The sequence below is a fragment of the Klebsiella sp. CN_Kp066 genome, assembly GCF_040065135.1.
Taxonomy (GTDB): Bacteria; Pseudomonadota; Gammaproteobacteria; order Enterobacterales; family Enterobacteriaceae; genus Klebsiella; species Klebsiella oxytoca.
The window spans coordinates 113,859-130,793 of the sequence record NZ_JBEAIU010000001.1 but is presented as its reverse complement, the minus strand read 5'-3'; the positions used below and the strand labels follow the sequence as shown (position 1 = coordinate 130,793).

Sequence of the window (16,935 nt, the reverse complement as noted above, 5' to 3'; positions counted from 1 at the left end):
CTCCTCAGGATGCATAGTGCGCGGGGGTAAGCGTTGACCAATTCTCCGCCAGCCAGGCGTTGCACGCCTCTAACGACTGCGGCGGGCACTCTACCGTCCAGCCTTCCGGCAGGGCGCAGTGGTGCGGCCACAGGCTGAACTGCTGCTGGTCATTGCGCAGAATGTAAAACTGCCCTTGCGGATTGTCGAAGGGGTTACTGAATTGCATATCAAATTCCTCGTAAATCGCGCTTTGCTACTCTTCACGGCCTAATGGCTGCCACAGCTGGATGAGCCCGGCCGTCAGCCCGCCGCGCCAGCAAAGCGCATCATGTCCGCCGTCAACCTGACGCCAGAAAATCGTCTGCTGTTCCAGATGCGTCAGCAGCGCCTGGTTCGCGCGAAAAATGATCGGCTCGCGAACGCCGGCCTCCAGCCAGATGCGTAGCCCTTGCGGCTGTATTTCGCCGCGGCTGAGCCGCTCAATCAGCAGGCCCGTCTGCGCGCCGCCGCGATGCGGCCACCAGTAGGAGCCAGACTGGCTGAGCACGCAGCCAAAGCGCCGGGGCCAGTAGAGCGCGGCGAACATCGCGGCCAGGCCGCCAAAGCTCTGGCCTGCCACCACGGTTCGGTCGGCGCTATCGCTGAAAGGTGCTATCCGGTGAACCATCGGCAGCAGCTCTTCCTGAACCGCCAGCCAGAACGTTTCATTGCAGGGAAGCTCTTCGGCGCGATGCTGGTTATCGATAACGTCAATCAGCAGATAAACCGCCTGCGGTAACCGCTTCTCGCGGGTTAATCCTGCTAGCGGCGCCCATACCGGCATGCTTTCAGCCCAGAACTGACCATCAAGCAAAATCGCCAGCGGGCGCGCTTGCGGCTGCGCATCGCCGGTGGCGTAAATCCATATCCGCCGCCGGTTGCCGAGTCGCTGGCTCTGCCATTCAATGCAGACCGGCGGCTGATAAGGTTCATCACGCAGCGCCCAGCCGGGCTGGTCGGGGGCGTCCGGCAGCTCCAGCGCAGAGACCGCGTGGCCGCGCCCGCCCTTCCAGCTTTGCGGATTAAGCGGGTCGGCAATCGCCCGCGGCAGCAGCTTGCGCCAGCCTTCGCGCAGCAGCGCGCGGTCCGGGCTGTCGCCGTTAAAAAGCTGAGGGGAAAAGTCGTCGTCCCGCGCGGAAGGAATAAAGCAGTAGCTGCCGCGCCAGGCGGCAGAGAGAATGGTTTGCCAGCACCAGGCATCGGTACCGGGAATGCGCTGCAGCGTTTGCGGTACGGCGTTTTTATGATGGTCAGTCACGCCGGTAATATAAATCCATACCCGCCGGGTTGGCGAAGAGGCTTCGTTGCCCGCCGGATCGCGCCACCAAAAGGTCACCCGATACGCGTCGTCCACGACCTCAATTTGCGGACCGGAGATATGGCGCCACCAGTCGTCGCATCCTGTCTTATGCATTCCTTTCAACCCTATGTTTATCGTGACATTTATCAACAAACGCATTAATAAACGCAATATTTATTGATAATATTATTGATAACTATTTTCATTTGCAATAGCGTATTAGCGCGCTGTGGGAAGCGCGTCTTTTAAAAAATAAACATGTCAGAGAGAGCTTATGCAGCGCCGGGACTTTCGGGGAAACAATTTAGCCCGAAAGCCGGGTTCTGGTCAGCGACGGAGTGCCTGTGCTCTCTACCGGCAACATTGATACCGCCTCCCCTCCCGACGGGAAGGGGCCTTTGGGGAAGGCGGCGACGAAAAGCAGGATTTACAATGAATAACAGGATCAAATCCCTGGCCTTGCTGGTCAATCTGGGAATCTACGGGGCTGCTTTTCCGCTAAGCGCGGCGGAAACGGTCTCCGATAGCAAAACCGCAACCGCTGATGAAACCATGGTTGTCACCGCCGCCGAGCAGAACCTGCAGGCGCCTGGCGTATCAACCATCACCGCAGATGAAATTCGTAAACGTCCGCCTGCGCGCGACGTATCTGAAATTATCCGTACCATGCCGGGCGTAAACCTGACCGGCAACTCCACCAGCGGCCAGCGCGGCAACAATCGCCAGATTGATATTCGCGGCATGGGCCCGGAAAACACCCTGATCCTGATTGACGGCAAGCCCGTGACCAGCCGCAACTCCGTACGTCTGGGCTGGCGCGGCGAGCGCGATACCCGCGGCGATACCTCATGGGTACCGCCGGAGCTGATCGAACGTATTGAAGTCATTCGCGGCCCGGCGGCCGCGCGCTACGGCAACGGCGCGGCGGGCGGCGTGGTCAATATCATCACCAAGAAGAGCGACGGCGAATGGCACGGTTCATGGAATACCTACATGAACGCCCCGGAGCATAAAGACGAAGGTTCGACTAAACGCACCAACTTTAGCCTCAGCGGCCCGCTGGGGGGCGATTTCAGCTTCCGCCTGCTGGGCAACCTCGACAAAACCCAAGCCGATGCCTGGGATATCAACGACGGACATCAATCCGAGCGTACCGGCGCCTATGCCAATACCATGCCTGCCGGGCGTGAAGGGGTGAAAAATAAGAATATTAACGGCGTCGTGCGCTGGGATTTCGCGCCGATGCAGTCGCTGGAGTTTGAATCCGGCTACAGCCGTCAGGGCAACCTCTACGCGGGCGATACGCAGAACACCAATACTAACGATCTGGTGAAAGAGAACTACGGGAAAGAGACGAACCGCCTCTATCGCCAGACTTATTCCGTCACCTGGAACGGCGGCTGGGATAACGGCGTGACCACCAGCAACTGGGCCCAGTACGAACGTACCCGTAACTCGCGTAAAGGCGAAGGTCTGGCGGGCGGCACGGAAGGTATCTTCAACAGCAACCAGTTCAGCGATATCGACCTCGCCGACGTGATGCTGCACAGCGAAGTCAACATCCCTCTGGATCTGGTGTTTAACCAGAACCTGACGCTGGGCTCCGAGTGGAATCAGCAGCGGATGAAGGATTTGGCGTCAAATACCCAGACCTTTATGGGCGGCGATATCGACGGCTATGACAGCACCGGCCGTAGCCCATACTCGAAGGCCGAGATCTTCTCCCTGTTTGCCGAAGACAACGTGGAGCTGACCGACACCACCATGCTGACGCCGGCGCTGCGTTTCGATCATCACACGATCGTCGGCAACAACTGGAGCCCGTCGCTTAACTTGTCTCAGGGTCTGTGGGATGACTTCACGTTAAAAATGGGCATCGCCCGCGCCTATAAAGCGCCGAGCCTGTACCAAACCAACCCGAACTATATTCTCTATAGTAAAGGCCAGGGCTGCTATGCCAGCGGCAACGGTACCGGTTGCTACATGATGGGTAACGATGACCTGAAAGCCGAAACCAGCATCAACAAAGAGATTGGCCTTGAGTTTAAACGCGACGGCTGGCTGGCGGGTGTGACATGGTTCCGTAACGACTACCGCGATAAAATCGAAGCGGGCTACGCGCCGATTTCACAGACGACGAACGGTAAAGTGAAAACCGATATCTATCAGTGGGAAAACGTGCCTAAAGCGGTGGTTGAAGGTCTCGAAGGCACCCTGAACGTGCCGGTCAGCGAAACGGTGAACTGGACCAATAACATCACTTATATGCTGCAAAGTAAAAACAAGAAAACCGGCGATCGTCTGTCGATTATTCCGGAATATACCCTGAACTCCACTCTGAGCTGGCAGATTCAGGAGGATATTTCGGTGCAGTCGACCTTCACCTGGTACGGCAAGCAGCAGCCGAAGAAATATAACTACAAAGGTGAGCCGGCGGTGGGTTCTGAAACGGATGAAGTCAGCCCTTACAGCATCGTTGGCCTGAGCGCCACCTGGGATGTGACGAAAAATGTCAGCCTGACCGGCGGCGTGGATAACGTCTTCGACAAGCGCCACTGGCGCGCGGGTAATGCGCAAACCACCGGTAGCCTGACGGATGTTTCTTATATGGCTGGCGCTGGCGCCAATACCTATAACGAATCAGGCCGCACCTGGTATCTGGGCGTCAATACCCACTTCTGATTGTCCGGCCGTTCCCCCCGCCCTCTTCCCATAGAGGGCGGAGGGGAGAATCTGTTAACATCCCCCTATGCAAACCCAACGTTCTATCATTCAGCTTGCCGATCGCTCGCTGCAGCGTGTCGATTTCGACCCATTGACCTTTCGGCCTGAAGATCTCCTCTGGCTGCCGCACCATGCCCGGCTAACCGGCTGCGCCCGCAAGCGGCAGAGCGAACATCTTGCCGGGCGTATCGCTGCGGTTTATGCGCTGCGAGAAGTCGGTGAGACAGAGGTCCCTGCCATTGGCGACCAACGCCAGCCCCTATGGCCGCCCCCGTGGTACGGCAGCATAAGCCACTGTGAACGCAGCGCGCTGGCAGTCGTCTCTGTCCGGCCGATCGGCGTTGATATTGAGCGCATCTTGACTCCTGACCTGGCGGCTGAGCTGGAAAGCTGCATCATCAACAGCGCGGAAAAAAGTCTGCTGGACGCCAGCGGCCTGGGCCCCGAGCTGGCGCTCACGCTGGCATTTTCGGCGAAAGAGAGCGCGTTTAAGGCCATCCATCCCGACGTACAGGCGGGCGTCGGTTTTAGCGATTTTACGCTGGCGTATATAAAGGAGGGAAATCTGCTTCTTCGGCTCTCCGCCGGGGAGTATCGGCTGCAATGGATTAAGGCCGGTGACTACGTCATTACGCTCTGCGCGGCGTAAAAACAAAACCCGCGCGGCAGCCGCACGGGTTATCGGTTTAAGCCGGCGTAAAGTCAGCGCATTTTCTGCGCCAGCCCGGCGACGGAAGCGGCATCGAAACCGTGGTGTTTACGCAACCAACCGCGATCTGCCGCCGCCGCATACTCACCATCCGGGATCCCCAGGCGTTTGAGCGGAATTGCCGCCCCGGCCTCAGCCAGCACTTCCGCCACCAGGCTACCCAACCCGCCGTTGACGTTATGCTCCTCCACCGTTATCACCGCCTTGCACGGTTTCAGCGCCGCCAGCAGCGCGGCGGTATCGCAAGGGCGAATGGACGGCACGCTCACCACTTTAGCCTGAATCCCCGCGTCGGCCAGCATCTGCGCGGCATCGACGATCTCATGCACCGTCGATCCGGTAGCGACCAGAGCGATATCCTCGCCTTCCCGCAGCGTAACGACCGCTCCCGGCACGAAGCGATAGCTTTCATCATGCAGTTCCGGCAGCGCCTTGCCGTCAAGACGAATATAGACCGGCCCCTGATAGCCGATGGCGTAATCGATAATCTGCCGGCATTCGCGCGGCGAAGACGGGGCGAAAATCTGGATATTGCCGAAGCCGCGCATCACCGCCAGGTCATCAATCGCATGATGGGTGCTGGCCAGCGGGCCGTAGCTGGCGCCGGCGTTAAGGCCAAATAGCTTAACGTTGGTGTTGTTATAGCAAACGTCGACTTTAATCTGCTCATTGGCGCGGGAAATCAGGAACGGCGCGGCGTTACAGGTGACCGCCACTTTCCCCCCCAGGGCCAGGCCCGCCGCCGTCCCGACCATGCTCTGCTCGGCGATACCCACGTTCACCAGACGCCCGGGGAACTGTTTAATAAACGGCGCGATTTTGGCCGTTGACGTGGAGTCAGCCACCACCGGCACCAGATCGACACCGCTGTCGACCGCATCAATAAAGGCCTGAACCATCACGCTCGCCAGGTGTTCTGCATTACTCATCTTTCAGTTCCTCCAGTGCCAGTGTAATTTCTTCGCCTTTCGGTACCCGGTGGTGCCACTCCGGGCGCCCCTGGATAAAGGAAATACCGGCACCTTTCGTGGTGTTGGCGATAATAACGTTGGGTTTACCTTCCTGCTTCAGTCCTTCCAGGGTCGCCACCACCGACGCCATGTCGTTACCCTGGCATTCGGTAACCGACATTCCGAAGGCCTTCCATTTATCGGCCAGCGGATCGGTATTCATAATTTCCCGCGTCGGCCCCGCCAGCTGGAGATTGTTTTTGTCATTAATAATGACGAGGTTATCAAGGCCGTAGTGCGCCGCAGCCAGCGCCGCTTCCCAGTTGCTGCCTTCCGCCAGTTCGCCATCGCCGGTAATTAAAAAGATGCGGCGGGAGCTGTTGCTTTTTTTCGCAGCCAGCGCCAGCCCCACCGCAACAGGCAAACCGTGGCCCAGCGCGCCGGTGTTGAGTTCAATCCCCGGCGTTTTCTGACGAACCGGGTGACCAGGAAGATGAGAATTCGCATGCTGATAGGTTTCCAGCCAGTCAACCGGGAAGAAGCCCGCTTCGGCCAGCACGCAGTAGTAGCAGCCCACCGCATGGCCTTTCGACTGGATGTAGATATCGCGCTGGTCATCATCCACGCGGTCCGGCGCGACGTTCATAATGCGAAAATAGAGCGCAGTGAGCAGTTCAACCTGCGACAGGTCGGCGCCGGTGTGCCCGCCAGCAGGGCTATTGGCATTCAATCTGACGATATGGCGACGTACGGCGCGGGCTTTACGCTCAAGTGCCTGGACATCATAGCTATAGGGATTCATTTAATACCTCTGAATTTATTTTCAACTTGGAATATTTATTCCGTCAGGGACTAAAAAAACCAGACATCCCCAGGCAACGCATCGTAGGGCTCACGCCGCTGCATCATACTCAGGAACATTCTGCCTCCTTACCACCGGGTATCACTTCACCCGGGCACTTTTCAGTTGACCTGAAATCGCCATGAATATATATTCAACAACGATTCTTTATTCAATTATGCAGCTACTGTTCTGTTTTTGTCCATAGCTGATTTTGAGGATTGGCGAAAGTTAGATATTCATCACACTTAAATGTCTTTTCTTTTCGCGTATGATAATGAGCTCTAAGATAATGGCTGCACGTAAATGATTTTCGGGGAAATATATGGCTAAGCAGGATGAACAACGGCTATTAGTTAAGATTGCCACGCTCTACTATCTCGAAGGACGCAAGCAGTCCGACATTGCTCAACTTCTCTCGCTTTCTCAGTCATTTATCTCCCGAGCGATCACCCGCTGCCAGAAAGAGGGCGTGGTGAAAATTAGCGTTGTTCAGCCATCAAATATTTTTCTTAACCTTGAAAAAGGTCTTGAGGATCGTTACGGAATTAAGCAAGCCATCGTGGTGGATACCGAAGAGGATGCTAGCGATCACACCATCAAGCGCGCTATCGGTTCCGCCGCTGCCCACTACCTCGAAACGCGATTACGGCCAAAGGATCTGATTGGCGTCTCTTCGTGGAGTTCCACCATCCGCGCGATGGTGGATGAAGTACACGCCCAAAACCTGAAAGCCAGCGGCGTCATCCAGTTGCTCGGCGGCGTAGGGCCGAACGGCAACGTGCAGGCCACTATTCTCACCCAGACCCTGGCGCAGCATCTGAACTGTGAAGCCTGGCTGCTCCCTTCACAGAGCATTGAAGGATCCACCGAGGAGAAGAATCGTCTTGTTGCCAGTAAAGATGTCGCCGACGTTATTGCCCGCTTTGATGAAGTCGATATCGCGATTGTCGGGATCGGTATTCTTGAACCTTCGCAGCTGCTGAAAACATCCGGCAACTACTATCACGAAGATATGCTGCAGGTGCTGGCGGAACGCGGTGCCGTGGGTGACATTTGCCTGCACTATTACGATAAAAACGGCAGAGCAGTGTTACGCGATGATGAAGATCCTGTTATCGGTATGGCGCTGGAGAAGGTGAAGAAGTGCCCTAACGTGGTGGCCCTGGCCGGCGGCAGCGAGAAGGTCGCAGCTATCAAAGGTGCGCTTTCGGGCGGTTATATCGATGTTCTGATCACCGATTACCCAACGGCCAGACTGCTTATTGCCGGTTAATTTCCTCACTCAAACACTTTCCCACAGCCTTTACGCTTTGCCAGAAGCGTAAAGGTTACGCAAATAAGTCATTATATTTCAATGACATAAAACTCTCAAATCACCTCCTTTCCCACCCATAGCTGAACGCTTCGCCGATCGGATAAGTGTGATTGCCAGCACAATTGATAACTTTTCCAGTAGCCCGACGGGAAGTTTCTGGCTAAGGTATCAAATAAATAATCACTATCGAATATATATTCAGTGATTAAAAAAGTGAAAACGAATTGTCACATCATGCCCTGCCAGGAAGCAATGCGAACAAGAGGAATGCTCACCTTTTGCCCTCCGCACCAGGACGAAGTGTGACTCAGGAGACTACCTAATGCAGGCAACACCTAAAGAGTTCATCATTGCACTGGACGAAGGCACCACGAATGCCAAAGCCGTCGTGCTCGATAGCCGCGGCCAGGTCGTGGTGAAATTCTCCCAGCCGCTGGCGATTCAAACACCGCGTGAGGGCTGGGTTGAGCAGTCGGGAGAAGTGCTGGTAGAGGCGTCACTGGACGTTATTGCGCAAGCGGTTGAACACGTTGGCGCGGAAAACATCGCTGCCTTAGCCATCAGCAATCAGCGCGAGACGGCGATCGGCTGGTATCGCCAGAGCGGTAAGCCGATCAACGCGGCTATCACCTGGCAATGTACCCGCAGCGCTGCGTTTTGCGATGAACTACGCCGCGACGGTACTGAGCAACAAATTAAGGCCGCTACCGGCCTGCCGATTGCCCCCCTGTTCTCTGCTTCAAAAATGCGCTGGCTGCTGGAATCCATTCCTGAGGGTCGCATGCTGGCAGAGCGGGGAGAAATCTGCCTCGGCACTATCGACAGCTGGCTGCTGTGGAACTTAACCCAGGGCGAAGCGTTTCATTGCGATTATTCCAATGCCGCGCGCACGCAGCTACTGAACCTGCAAACCGGCCAGTGGGACGACGAAATGCTGGCGCTATTCCAGATCCCACGCGCCGCGCTGCCGGAGATTAAACCGTCCAGCGGATTATTTGGCTATACCCGCGGGCTGAATAATATTCCTGACGGTATTCCGGTGATGGCGATGGTCGGGGATTCCCACGCCGCGTTGTTTGGCCACGCACTGGGCGAACTCGGCTGTGTTAAAGCCACCTACGGTACGGGGTCATCGGTGATGGCGCCGGTAAAATCCGCACAGTGCGATATCGACGCGCTGGCCACCACCATCGCCTGGCACGACGGCGACAGCATCACCTACGGGCTCGAAGGTAATATTCCCCATACCGGCGACGCCGTGGCGTGGATGGCCGACAGCACCGGGTTAAGCGAGCTTTCGGATGCCGAACTGGCTCACGAGCTTAACACCCTTCCCGGCTCCGTGGACTCCACTCTTGGCGTCTATTTTGTACCAGCCTTAACCGGCCTCGGCGCACCGTGGTGGGACGACAGCGCCCGCGGCGTGATTTGCGGTCTGAGCCGCGGCGTCAAGCGCGCCCATCTGATTCGCGCCGCGCTGGAATCCATTACCTATCAAATCGCCGATGTCGTCGTCGCCATGCGCCAGCAGGATGACTTCCATTTAGCGGCGCTGATGGTCGACGGCGGCCCGACCAAAAACGACTGGTTAATGCAGTATCAGGCTGACCTGCTCGGCTGCCCGGTGATGCGCAGCGACGTTGCCGAACTGTCGGCGATTGGCGCAGCCCTCCTTGCGCGCAAGGCCCTGAATCCGGGAACGGTCACCGACCTGAAAGCCTTTTTAACCGAACATAGCGAATTTATTCCCGATATGGCCCGCCACCAGCGCCTGCAGAAGAGATGGCAGGAGTGGCGCCATGCGGTGAACAGAACATTATGGAAACCGGCAACGTCCGCCTGACGCCCACCAGGGAATCGCACGCGTGACGCACCTTACTCATCAACAAAAGGAGACCCCCGGCCCATAAACTCGATTTACAGGCCTTACGTTGTTTCACCGTACCCGACAATAACAACCAAGAGAGAAAATTGTCATGAAATTACGTTTAACGCTTTTAACTGCTGCTACCCTGACCGCCTTTTCTTTTGCCGCTCAGGCCGCAGAAAAAGGCACCATTATGATCATGGTTAACTCGCTGGATAACCCGTATTACGCCTCTGAAGCCAAGGGCGCCAGCGAGAAAGCCAAAGAGCTGGGATATCAAACTACCATTCTGTCCCATGGCGAAGATGTCAAAAAACAGAACGAGCTGATCGATACCGCCATCGGTAAAAAAGTTCAGGGCATTATTCTGGATAACGCCGACTCCACCGCCAGCGTCGCCGCCATTGAAAAAGCGAAGAAAGCGGGTATTCCGGTGGTTTTAATCAACCGTGAAATTCCTGTCGATGATATTGCGCTGGAGCAAATTACCCATAATAACTTCCAGGCCGGTTCTGAAGTCGCCAACGTATTTGTCGAGAAAATGGCGGAGAAAGGCAAATACGCCGAGCTGACCTGTAACCTGGCGGATAATAATTGCGTAACGCGTTCAAAATCTTTCCACCAGGTTATCGACCAGTACCCGGATATGGTCAGCGTCGCTAAGCAGGACGCAAAGGGCACGTTAATCGACGGCAAACGCATTATGGACAGCATCCTGCAGGCGCACCCCGACGTGAAAGGCGTGATTTGCGGCAACGGTCCTGTCGCGCTTGGCGCCATTGCCGCGCTGAAAGCCGCTAATCGCAACGACGTGGTGGTGGTCGGTATCGATGGCAGCAACGATGAGCGCGACGCGGTAAAAGCCGGCACCCTGCAGGCCACCGTGATGCTTCAGGCGCAGGCCATCGCCGCTCAGGGAGTGACCGACCTCGATAACTACCTGCAAAAAGGCGAAAAACCGGCCAGGCAGCGCGTGATGTTCCGCGGCATTCTGATCACCCAGGACAATGCAGACAAAGTTCAGGACTTCAATATCAAATCCTGATTCCAGGTTGTTGCGCCCCTTCCGGGGCGCACAGGAGAGTATTATGTATAAAAAAATCTCGCTGATGCTGGTCGTTGTTGCCCTCGGAGGCTGCCGAATTGTTTCTCAGCAGGAGCTGGCCGACCTGAAATCCCCGCCTAATCCGCATATGGCGGATATCGATCGGACATGGCAAGAGCAGGTCGTTCCTCAGGTTGTGGCCAGGGCCCGCCCCGTTGCCGAGTTAATGACTGCCCTGCGCACGGCGAAAGACATTGATAGCGCCTGCAAAGCGTTAGGTTATCGCGCTCAGGATGAGAACCCGTGCGTGTTCTACGTCAAAGTGGAAGGCAATATCAGCAAAATTGATTCCGCTTCCCGCAGCGGAAAAATGACGATCCAGGATACCAGCGGCAGCAACGTGGTGGTGCAGATTGGCCCGACGCTGCGCGGCACGCTTTTACGCGACGGCTACCAGGGCGCCAGCTATCAGGACTTCAACGATCAGGTGCTGTTTGGTGAATATAGCCGGGCGATTAACGAACATGCGGTCAAAATGATCCAGACGGCACAGGTTAAAACCGGTGAAGCGGTGCAGGTATATGGCGTGTTCTCGGCCTGGGATATTCCGCAGACCGTTCCTGATATTACGCCGGCAAAAATTGTTCGTTTGGGAGGACAATAAAATGCAGCGGCAAGAACTCGTCAATTCCCAACCAGTCGAATCTGAAGTTATTATCGAAACCCGTGAATTATCGCGCGTTTATCCCGGCGTCGTTGCCTTAGATAACGTCAATTACCGGGTCTATCGAAATAAAGTAAACGTTCTGATCGGTGAAAATGGTGCGGGTAAATCCACCATGATGAAAATGCTTGCTGGCGTTGAAACACCCTCCTCCGGTCAAATTATTCTTGATGGCGTTCCGGTTACCCTGAGCTCGACTCACCAGGCCGAAAAGCAGGGAATCAGCATCATTTTCCAGGAATTAAATTTATTTCCGAATATGAACGTCATGGATAATATTTTCATGGCTAACGAGTTCTTTCAAAAAGGAAAGATCAACGAAAAATATCAATACGAGTTAGCCAAAAAATTACTCGAGAGGCTGGAGCTCAACGTCGACCCTTATACCCAGCTCGGCGAGCTCGGTATTGGCCATCAGCAACTGGTCGAAATTGCGCGCGCGCTTTCAAAAGACACCCGAGTATTAATTATGGATGAGCCCACCTCTGCGCTCAGCCAGTCGGAAGTCAAAATCCTGTTTAACGTTATTGAACAGCTTAAACGTCGCGGCGTCACCATTATCTATATTTCCCACCGCCTCGAAGAACTGATGGAAATTGGCGACCACATCACCATTTTCCGCGACGGACGCTTTATCAGTGAACGCGAAGTCAGCGACGCCAGTATCCCGTGGATTATCGAACAGATGGTCGGCGATAAGAAAAAACATTTCGACTACCGGCCCGCGCCGAAAGGCGAAGCGGTCCTTGCCGTTGAAGGTTTAACGGCGCTGCACCCGAGCGGCGGCTATAAGCTCAACGACGTGACCTTCACCTTAAGTAAGGGAGAGGTGATCGGCATCTATGGCCTGCTCGGCGCCGGACGCACGGAGCTGTTTAAAGGCCTGGTCGGATTAATGCCTTGCCAAAGCGGTAACGTCCATCTCAACGGCGAAAATATCGAAAAGTCCCCGTTCCAGGCGCGGCTGAAAAAAGGGCTGGCGCTGGTTCCCGAAGACCGCCAGGGAGAAGGCGTGGTGCAGATGATGTCGATTCAATCGAATATGACCCTCTCTGATTTCAGCCTTCAGGGCTTTCGTCGGGCGTGGAAATGGCTGAATCCGCAGAAAGAAATCACCTGCGTCAAAGAGATGATCCGCGAACTGGCGATCAAGGTCAGCGACCCCGATCTGCCCATCACCTCGCTCAGCGGCGGCAATCAACAAAAAGTGGTGCTCGGCAAGGCGTTGATGACCAGGCCCGAAGTGGTGTTTCTCGATGAGCCCACTCGCGGTATCGACGTCGGCGCGAAAACTGACGTGTATCACCTGATCGGCAAAATGGCCCAACAGGGTCTGGCGGTGATGTTCTCTTCATCGGAGCTGGATGAAGTTATGGCGCTGGCAGATCGCATTCTGGTGATGGCCGATGGCCGGATTACCGCCGATTTACCGCGCCATGCGGTTACCCGCGAAAAATTGATCGCGGCTTCAACACCTCAAGATTAATCAGGCTGGAACCCATCATGAACCAGAAATATATGATTTATATGTACCTGCTGAAGGCCAGAACGTTTATCGCTCTGCTGCTGGTTATCGCATTCTTCAGCGTGATGGTACCGAATTTCCTGACCACATCTAACCTGCTGATTATGACCCAGCACGTGGCCATCACCGGCCTGCTGGCCATCGGCATGACGCTGGTTATCCTGACCGGCGGTATCGACCTTTCCGTCGGCGCCGTCGCCGGGATCTGCGGTATGGTTGCCGGGGCGCTCTTAACCAACGGTCTGCCCTTATGGAACGGCAGCGTTATCTTTTTCAACGTGCCGGAGGTGATCCTCTGCGTGGCGCTCTTCGGCGTGCTGGTTGGCTTTGTTAACGGCGCGGTAATCACCCGCTTCGGCGTGGCGCCCTTTATCTGCACCCTGGGCATGATGTATGTCGCCAGAGGCTCGGCGCTGCTGTTCAACGACGGCAGCACCTATCCGAACCTCAACGGCATGGAAGCGCTGGGCAATACCGGCTTCTCCACTCTCGGCTCCGGGACGCTGATGGGCATCTATCTGCCTATCTGGCTGATGATCGGCTTCCTGCTGCTGGGCTACTGGCTGACCACCAAAACCCCGCTGGGCCGCTATATCTATGCAATCGGCGGTAATGAATCCGCCGCTCGCCTGGCCGGCGTGCCTATCGTCAAAGCAAAAATCTTCGTTTACGCCTTCTCCGGCCTGTGCTCCGCATTCGTTGGCCTCATCGTCGCGTCACAGCTGCAAACCGCGCACCCGATGACCGGCAATATGTTCGAAATGGACGCCATCGGCGCTACCGTGCTCGGCGGAACCGCGCTGGCAGGCGGTCGCGGCCGGGTTACCGGGTCAATCATCGGCGCATTCGTCATCGTCTTCCTCGCCGACGGCATGGTGATGATGGGGGTCAGCGATTTCTGGCAAATGGTCATTAAAGGCGTCGTTATCGTCACCGCCGTCGTCGTCGACCAGTTCCAGCAGAAACTGCAGAACAAAGTCATCCTGATGCGCCGCCATGAGGAGAAGCTGGCTGCGGCAGGAGCCACCAGTTAATCACCTATTTATTACCCCGCCGGACGCACTGCCGTCCGGCTTCAATTAGGGATGAAAAACATGCAAAGAAATTTCCAGAACAAAACGGTTGTTATCACCGGCGCCTGCCGCGGAATTGGTGCAGGTATCGCCGAGCGCTTTGCGCGCGATGGTGCGAATCTGGTGATGGTCTCTAACGCCGAGCGCGTCCATGAAACGGCGGAAACCTTACGCCAGCGCTATCAGGCCGATATCCTATCGTTACAGGTTGATGTGACCGACGAAGCGCAGGTGCAGTCGCTGTACGAGCAGGCTGCAGCGCGTTTTGGCACCATCGATGTCTCTATCCAGAACGCAGGCGTGATCACCATCGACTATTACGATCGCATGCCGAAAGCCGACTTTGAAAAAGTGCTCGCCGTTAACACCACCGGCGTCTGGCTGTGCTGCCGCGAAGCCGCCAAATACATGGTTAAGCAGAACCACGGCAGCCTGATCAATACCTCTTCCGGCCAGGGTCGACAGGGTTTTATCTACACCCCGCACTATGCCGCCAGCAAAATGGGCGTCATCGGCATCACCCAAAGCCTGGCGCACGAGCTGGCGCCGTGGAATATCACCGTTAACGCCTTCTGTCCGGGCATTATTGAAAGCGAAATGTGGGATTACAACGACCGCGTCTGGGGCGAGATCCTCAGCACCGAGCAGAAGCGCTACGGTAAGGGCGAGCTAATGGCGGAGTGGGTCGAAGGCATTCCAATGAAGCGCGCCGGCAAACCGGAAGACGTTGCCGGACTGGTGGCGTTTCTCGCCTCCGACGACGCGCGCTACCTCACCGGGCAGACCATCAATATCGATGGCGGCTTGATTATGTCGTAATGCCGCCAGCCTGGCATATTTCAGGTCAGGCTATACAAATCATCTCCCGGAGGCGGTGCTGCGCACCTGTCCGGGCTACCCGAAGGCACAAGCCCCGTAGCCCGGACAGGCGCAACGCGCCGCCTCCGGGAACGCCAACACCGGGCATGCTAAAGAATATTTTTTAGAGAGAAATAACTATGATCGCAAAAGATTTTGCCCAACAGCTATTTAATCTGCAGGACCGCGTAGCCTTTGTCACCGGCGCGGGCAGCGGCATCGGCCAGATGATTGCTTACGGACTCGCCAGCGCGGGGGCCCGGGTCGTTTGCTTCGATCTACGTGAAGACGGCGGCCTTGCTGAAACCGTCAAAAATATTGAGGCGATCGGCGGCGGAGCCTGTTTTTACACCGGCGATGTTCGTCAGCTTAGCGACCTACGCGCCGGCGTCGCGCTGGCGAAAAGCCGCTTTGGCCGCCTTGATGTCGCCGTAAACGCCGCCGGGATTGCTAATGCCAATCCGGCGCTGGAAATGGAAACCGAGCAGTGGCAGCGGGTTATCGATATTAACCTTACCGGCGTGTGGAACTCCTGTAAGGCGGAAGCTGAACTGATGCAGGAATCCGGCGGCGGCTCGATTATTAATATCGCTTCCATGTCCGGCATTATTGTTAACCGCGGCCTCGATCAGGCTCACTACAACTGCTCGAAAGCGGGCGTGATCCACCTGTCGAAAAGCCTCGCGATGGAGTGGATCGGCAAAGGGATCCGCGTTAACTCCATCAGCCCAGGCTACACCGCCACGCCGATGAACACCCGCCCTGAGATGGTTCATCAGACCCGCGAGTTCGAAAGCCAGACGCCGATCCAGCGCATGGCGAAGGTTGAAGAGATGGCCGGTCCGGCGCTGTTCCTTGCCAGCGACGCGGCATCATTCTGTACCGGGGTTGATCTGGTTGTCGATGGCGGCTTTGTCTGCTGGTAAGACGGTATAACAATGCGGGGAGCCTTCTCCGCATTTCCCTCCCTGACGATGATCACAGCACACAGGCAATCATTATGTATCGCCACTATCAGGCCCTGATTTTTGATATGGATGGCACGCTTTTTGACACCGAACCTTTGCACCGCAAAGCGTGGCTAAGCGTATTCGCTGCCGACAATATCGCCATTTCTGAAGAGGAGCTGATTCCGTTCAATGGTTCAGCGCCCTGGCAGGTGGCCAGCCAGCTTGTGGCTTTAAAAGGATTACGAGCCGATCCGTTCTCCCTGGCCGAGCGTAAAAAACAGGCGATCGAGAACTTGCTGCAGACGGTCGATATTCAGCTTTTACCGGCCATGAAGATTTTACAGCAGTGGCAGGGCAAAATTCCCCTGGCGCTGGGAACCGGAAGCGAACGTAGCACCGTGGATATACTGCTTGCACGCTTTCAATTAACTCAGCATTTCGCCGCTATCGTCTCCGCTGACCGGGTTAAAAATCATAAACCCGCCGCCGACACTTTTTTATTATGTGCCAGCGAGCTTAAGGTTCAGCCTGAACGCTGCCTGGTTTTTGAAGACTCACGATTTGGTATTGAAGCCGCAAAAAATGCAGGTATGGACGTGGTCGACGTCAATACTCTGACGCCTGCCAGATAAGCATTATGCAGGGTGGCGGCGCTTTTGCTTTTAACCGGTCTCTGTTCTCTCGCCGTCCATCCTGCTCCCGGATCAGCAGAAAAAAGGTGCCTTAAGGTTCCTTACCCAGCCTGCGGATAAGCGGGGATAGCTCCCCGCATACCGGCTACTTCTTCGTTTCGTAAGCGAGAACGGCCTTGAACTCCATACTACGTTCTTTGATGCTCAGCTCGCACAGCGAGTCGTGCACCATTAACGTCAATCCCAGCGCTGTCAGACACAGCACGATGATTGCCACCAGGGCGTATTTTGTCAGCATCTCGTTGCCTCCATGCGAAGAAGAGGCTACTATCCAACGTGCTAGGGTTGGATCGTGAGCCTCAGGTTGATGGGAACATCTCCTGGGGCTTCGTCTTTCT

At 55.9% G+C, this 16,935-nt stretch carries 16 protein-coding genes; 11 read left to right on the top strand and 5 right to left on the bottom strand.

The genetic code is table 11. The features are described 5' to 3' along the window. Positions 1-4: 4 nt before the first annotated feature. Together ABLV75_RS00555 and fes are read right to left on the bottom strand one after the other, a co-directional pair. Complete coding sequence (locus ABLV75_RS00555) at positions 5-208, bottom strand: MbtH family NRPS accessory protein (protein WP_004100064.1); 204 nt, start codon at positions 206-208, stop codon at positions 5-7. 27 nt (positions 209-235) lie between these two features. After that, on the bottom strand, positions 236-1,435 hold the full coding sequence (fes, locus tag ABLV75_RS00550; RefSeq protein WP_004100063.1) for an enterochelin esterase: 1,200 nt from the start codon (positions 1,433-1,435) through the stop codon (positions 236-238). Between the two features lie 318 nt (positions 1,436-1,753). On the opposite strand from fes, the gene ABLV75_RS00545 reads away from it, so the two are divergent. After that, a complete protein-coding gene (locus ABLV75_RS00545; protein WP_004100062.1) occupies positions 1,754-4,003 on the top strand; it encodes a TonB-dependent siderophore receptor in 2,250 nt (749 codons plus the stop codon). A 67-nt stretch (positions 4,004-4,070) separates the two neighbouring features. Next, on the top strand, positions 4,071-4,694 hold the full coding sequence (gene entD / locus ABLV75_RS00540; RefSeq protein WP_004100061.1) for an enterobactin synthase subunit EntD: 624 nt from the start codon (positions 4,071-4,073) through the stop codon (positions 4,692-4,694). A 53-nt stretch (positions 4,695-4,747) separates the two neighbouring features. On the opposite strand, the gene ABLV75_RS00535 is transcribed toward entD, so the two are convergent. Both ABLV75_RS00535 and ABLV75_RS00530 read right to left on the bottom strand, forming a co-directional pair. Next, positions 4,748-5,683 carry a transketolase C-terminal domain-containing protein gene (locus tag ABLV75_RS00535; protein ID WP_004100059.1) on the bottom strand — a complete coding sequence of 312 codons (936 nt, stop codon included), beginning with the start codon at positions 5,681-5,683 and terminating at the stop codon, positions 4,748-4,750. Then, positions 5,676-6,506, bottom strand: coding sequence for a transketolase (locus ABLV75_RS00530; RefSeq protein WP_004100057.1), 831 nt, complete (start codon positions 6,504-6,506; stop codon positions 5,676-5,678). Before ABLV75_RS00530 ends, ABLV75_RS00535 begins: the two co-directional genes overlap by 8 nt. Before the next feature lie 364 nt (positions 6,507-6,870). On the opposite strand from ABLV75_RS00530, the gene ABLV75_RS00525 reads away from it, so the two are divergent. From ABLV75_RS00525 to yqaB, 9 genes are all read left to right on the top strand, one after another. Further along, positions 6,871-7,821 carry a sugar-binding transcriptional regulator gene (locus ABLV75_RS00525; protein ID WP_004100053.1) on the top strand — a complete coding sequence of 317 codons (951 nt, stop codon included), beginning with the start codon at positions 6,871-6,873 and terminating at the stop codon, positions 7,819-7,821. 364 nt (positions 7,822-8,185) lie between these two features. Continuing rightward, complete coding sequence (locus ABLV75_RS00520) at positions 8,186-9,706, top strand: FGGY-family carbohydrate kinase (protein WP_004100052.1); 1,521 nt, start codon at positions 8,186-8,188, stop codon at positions 9,704-9,706. A gap of 133 nt (positions 9,707-9,839) precedes the next feature. Continuing rightward, positions 9,840-10,775 carry a D-ribose ABC transporter substrate-binding protein gene (locus ABLV75_RS00515; protein ID WP_004100051.1) on the top strand — a complete coding sequence of 312 codons (936 nt, stop codon included), beginning with the start codon at positions 9,840-9,842 and terminating at the stop codon, positions 10,773-10,775. 43 nt (positions 10,776-10,818) lie between these two features. Further along, entirely contained in the window at positions 10,819-11,439 is a 621-nt protein-coding gene (locus tag ABLV75_RS00510; protein WP_004100050.1) for a DUF2291 domain-containing protein, read from the top strand. Position 11,440: 1 nt separating this feature from the next. After that, positions 11,441-12,985 carry a sugar ABC transporter ATP-binding protein gene (locus tag ABLV75_RS00505; protein WP_004100049.1) on the top strand — a complete coding sequence of 515 codons (1,545 nt, stop codon included), beginning with the start codon at positions 11,441-11,443 and terminating at the stop codon, positions 12,983-12,985. A gap of 17 nt (positions 12,986-13,002) precedes the next feature. Continuing rightward, positions 13,003-14,058, top strand: a complete 1,056-nt coding sequence (locus tag ABLV75_RS00500; protein WP_004100048.1) for an ABC transporter permease — start codon at positions 13,003-13,005, stop codon at positions 14,056-14,058. 60 nt (positions 14,059-14,118) lie between these two features. Further along, on the top strand, positions 14,119-14,916 hold the full coding sequence (locus ABLV75_RS00495) for an SDR family oxidoreductase (protein WP_004100047.1): 798 nt from the start codon (positions 14,119-14,121) through the stop codon (positions 14,914-14,916). Between the two features lie 179 nt (positions 14,917-15,095). Further along, positions 15,096-15,881 (top strand): SDR family oxidoreductase, encoded by a 786-nt coding sequence (locus ABLV75_RS00490; RefSeq protein ID WP_004111223.1) that lies wholly within the window; start codon positions 15,096-15,098, stop codon positions 15,879-15,881. 74 nt (positions 15,882-15,955) lie between these two features. After that, positions 15,956-16,537 (top strand): fructose-1-phosphate/6-phosphogluconate phosphatase, encoded by a 582-nt coding sequence (gene yqaB, locus ABLV75_RS00485; protein WP_017146391.1) that lies wholly within the window; start codon positions 15,956-15,958, stop codon positions 16,535-16,537. 145 nt (positions 16,538-16,682) lie between these two features. Here the strand turns inward: yqaB and ABLV75_RS00480 are convergent, their stop codons facing one another. After that, on the bottom strand, positions 16,683-16,835 hold the full coding sequence (locus ABLV75_RS00480) for a Hok/Gef family protein (RefSeq protein ID WP_004100044.1): 153 nt from the start codon (positions 16,833-16,835) through the stop codon (positions 16,683-16,685). Positions 16,836-16,935: the final 100 nt, after the last annotated feature.

What these genes read in the sequence shown, in the direction of transcription:
- ABLV75_RS00555 (WP_004100064.1), bottom strand. Translation starts at nt 208, where the DNA reads ATGCAATTCAGTAACCCCTTCGACAATCCGCAAGGGCAGTTTTACATT.
- fes (WP_004100063.1), bottom strand. Translation starts at nt 1,435, where the DNA reads ATGCATAAGACAGGATGCGACGACTGGTGGCGCCATATCTCCGGTCCG.
- ABLV75_RS00545 (WP_004100062.1), top strand. Translation starts at nt 1,754, where the DNA reads ATGAATAACAGGATCAAATCCCTGGCCTTGCTGGTCAATCTGGGAATC.
- entD (WP_004100061.1), top strand. Translation starts at nt 4,071, where the DNA reads ATGCAAACCCAACGTTCTATCATTCAGCTTGCCGATCGCTCGCTGCAG.
- ABLV75_RS00535 (WP_004100059.1), bottom strand. Translation starts at nt 5,683, where the DNA reads ATGAGTAATGCAGAACACCTGGCGAGCGTGATGGTTCAGGCCTTTATT.
- ABLV75_RS00530 (WP_004100057.1), bottom strand. Translation starts at nt 6,506, where the DNA reads ATGAATCCCTATAGCTATGATGTCCAGGCACTTGAGCGTAAAGCCCGC.
- ABLV75_RS00525 (WP_004100053.1), top strand. Translation starts at nt 6,871, where the DNA reads ATGGCTAAGCAGGATGAACAACGGCTATTAGTTAAGATTGCCACGCTC.
- ABLV75_RS00520 (WP_004100052.1), top strand. Translation starts at nt 8,186, where the DNA reads ATGCAGGCAACACCTAAAGAGTTCATCATTGCACTGGACGAAGGCACC.
- ABLV75_RS00515 (WP_004100051.1), top strand. Translation starts at nt 9,840, where the DNA reads ATGAAATTACGTTTAACGCTTTTAACTGCTGCTACCCTGACCGCCTTT.
- ABLV75_RS00510 (WP_004100050.1), top strand. Translation starts at nt 10,819, where the DNA reads ATGTATAAAAAAATCTCGCTGATGCTGGTCGTTGTTGCCCTCGGAGGC.
- ABLV75_RS00505 (WP_004100049.1), top strand. Translation starts at nt 11,441, where the DNA reads ATGCAGCGGCAAGAACTCGTCAATTCCCAACCAGTCGAATCTGAAGTT.
- ABLV75_RS00500 (WP_004100048.1), top strand. Translation starts at nt 13,003, where the DNA reads ATGAACCAGAAATATATGATTTATATGTACCTGCTGAAGGCCAGAACG.
- ABLV75_RS00495 (WP_004100047.1), top strand. Translation starts at nt 14,119, where the DNA reads ATGCAAAGAAATTTCCAGAACAAAACGGTTGTTATCACCGGCGCCTGC.
- ABLV75_RS00490 (WP_004111223.1), top strand. Translation starts at nt 15,096, where the DNA reads ATGATCGCAAAAGATTTTGCCCAACAGCTATTTAATCTGCAGGACCGC.
- yqaB (WP_017146391.1), top strand. Translation starts at nt 15,956, where the DNA reads ATGTATCGCCACTATCAGGCCCTGATTTTTGATATGGATGGCACGCTT.
- ABLV75_RS00480 (WP_004100044.1), bottom strand. Translation starts at nt 16,835, where the DNA reads ATGCTGACAAAATACGCCCTGGTGGCAATCATCGTGCTGTGTCTGACA.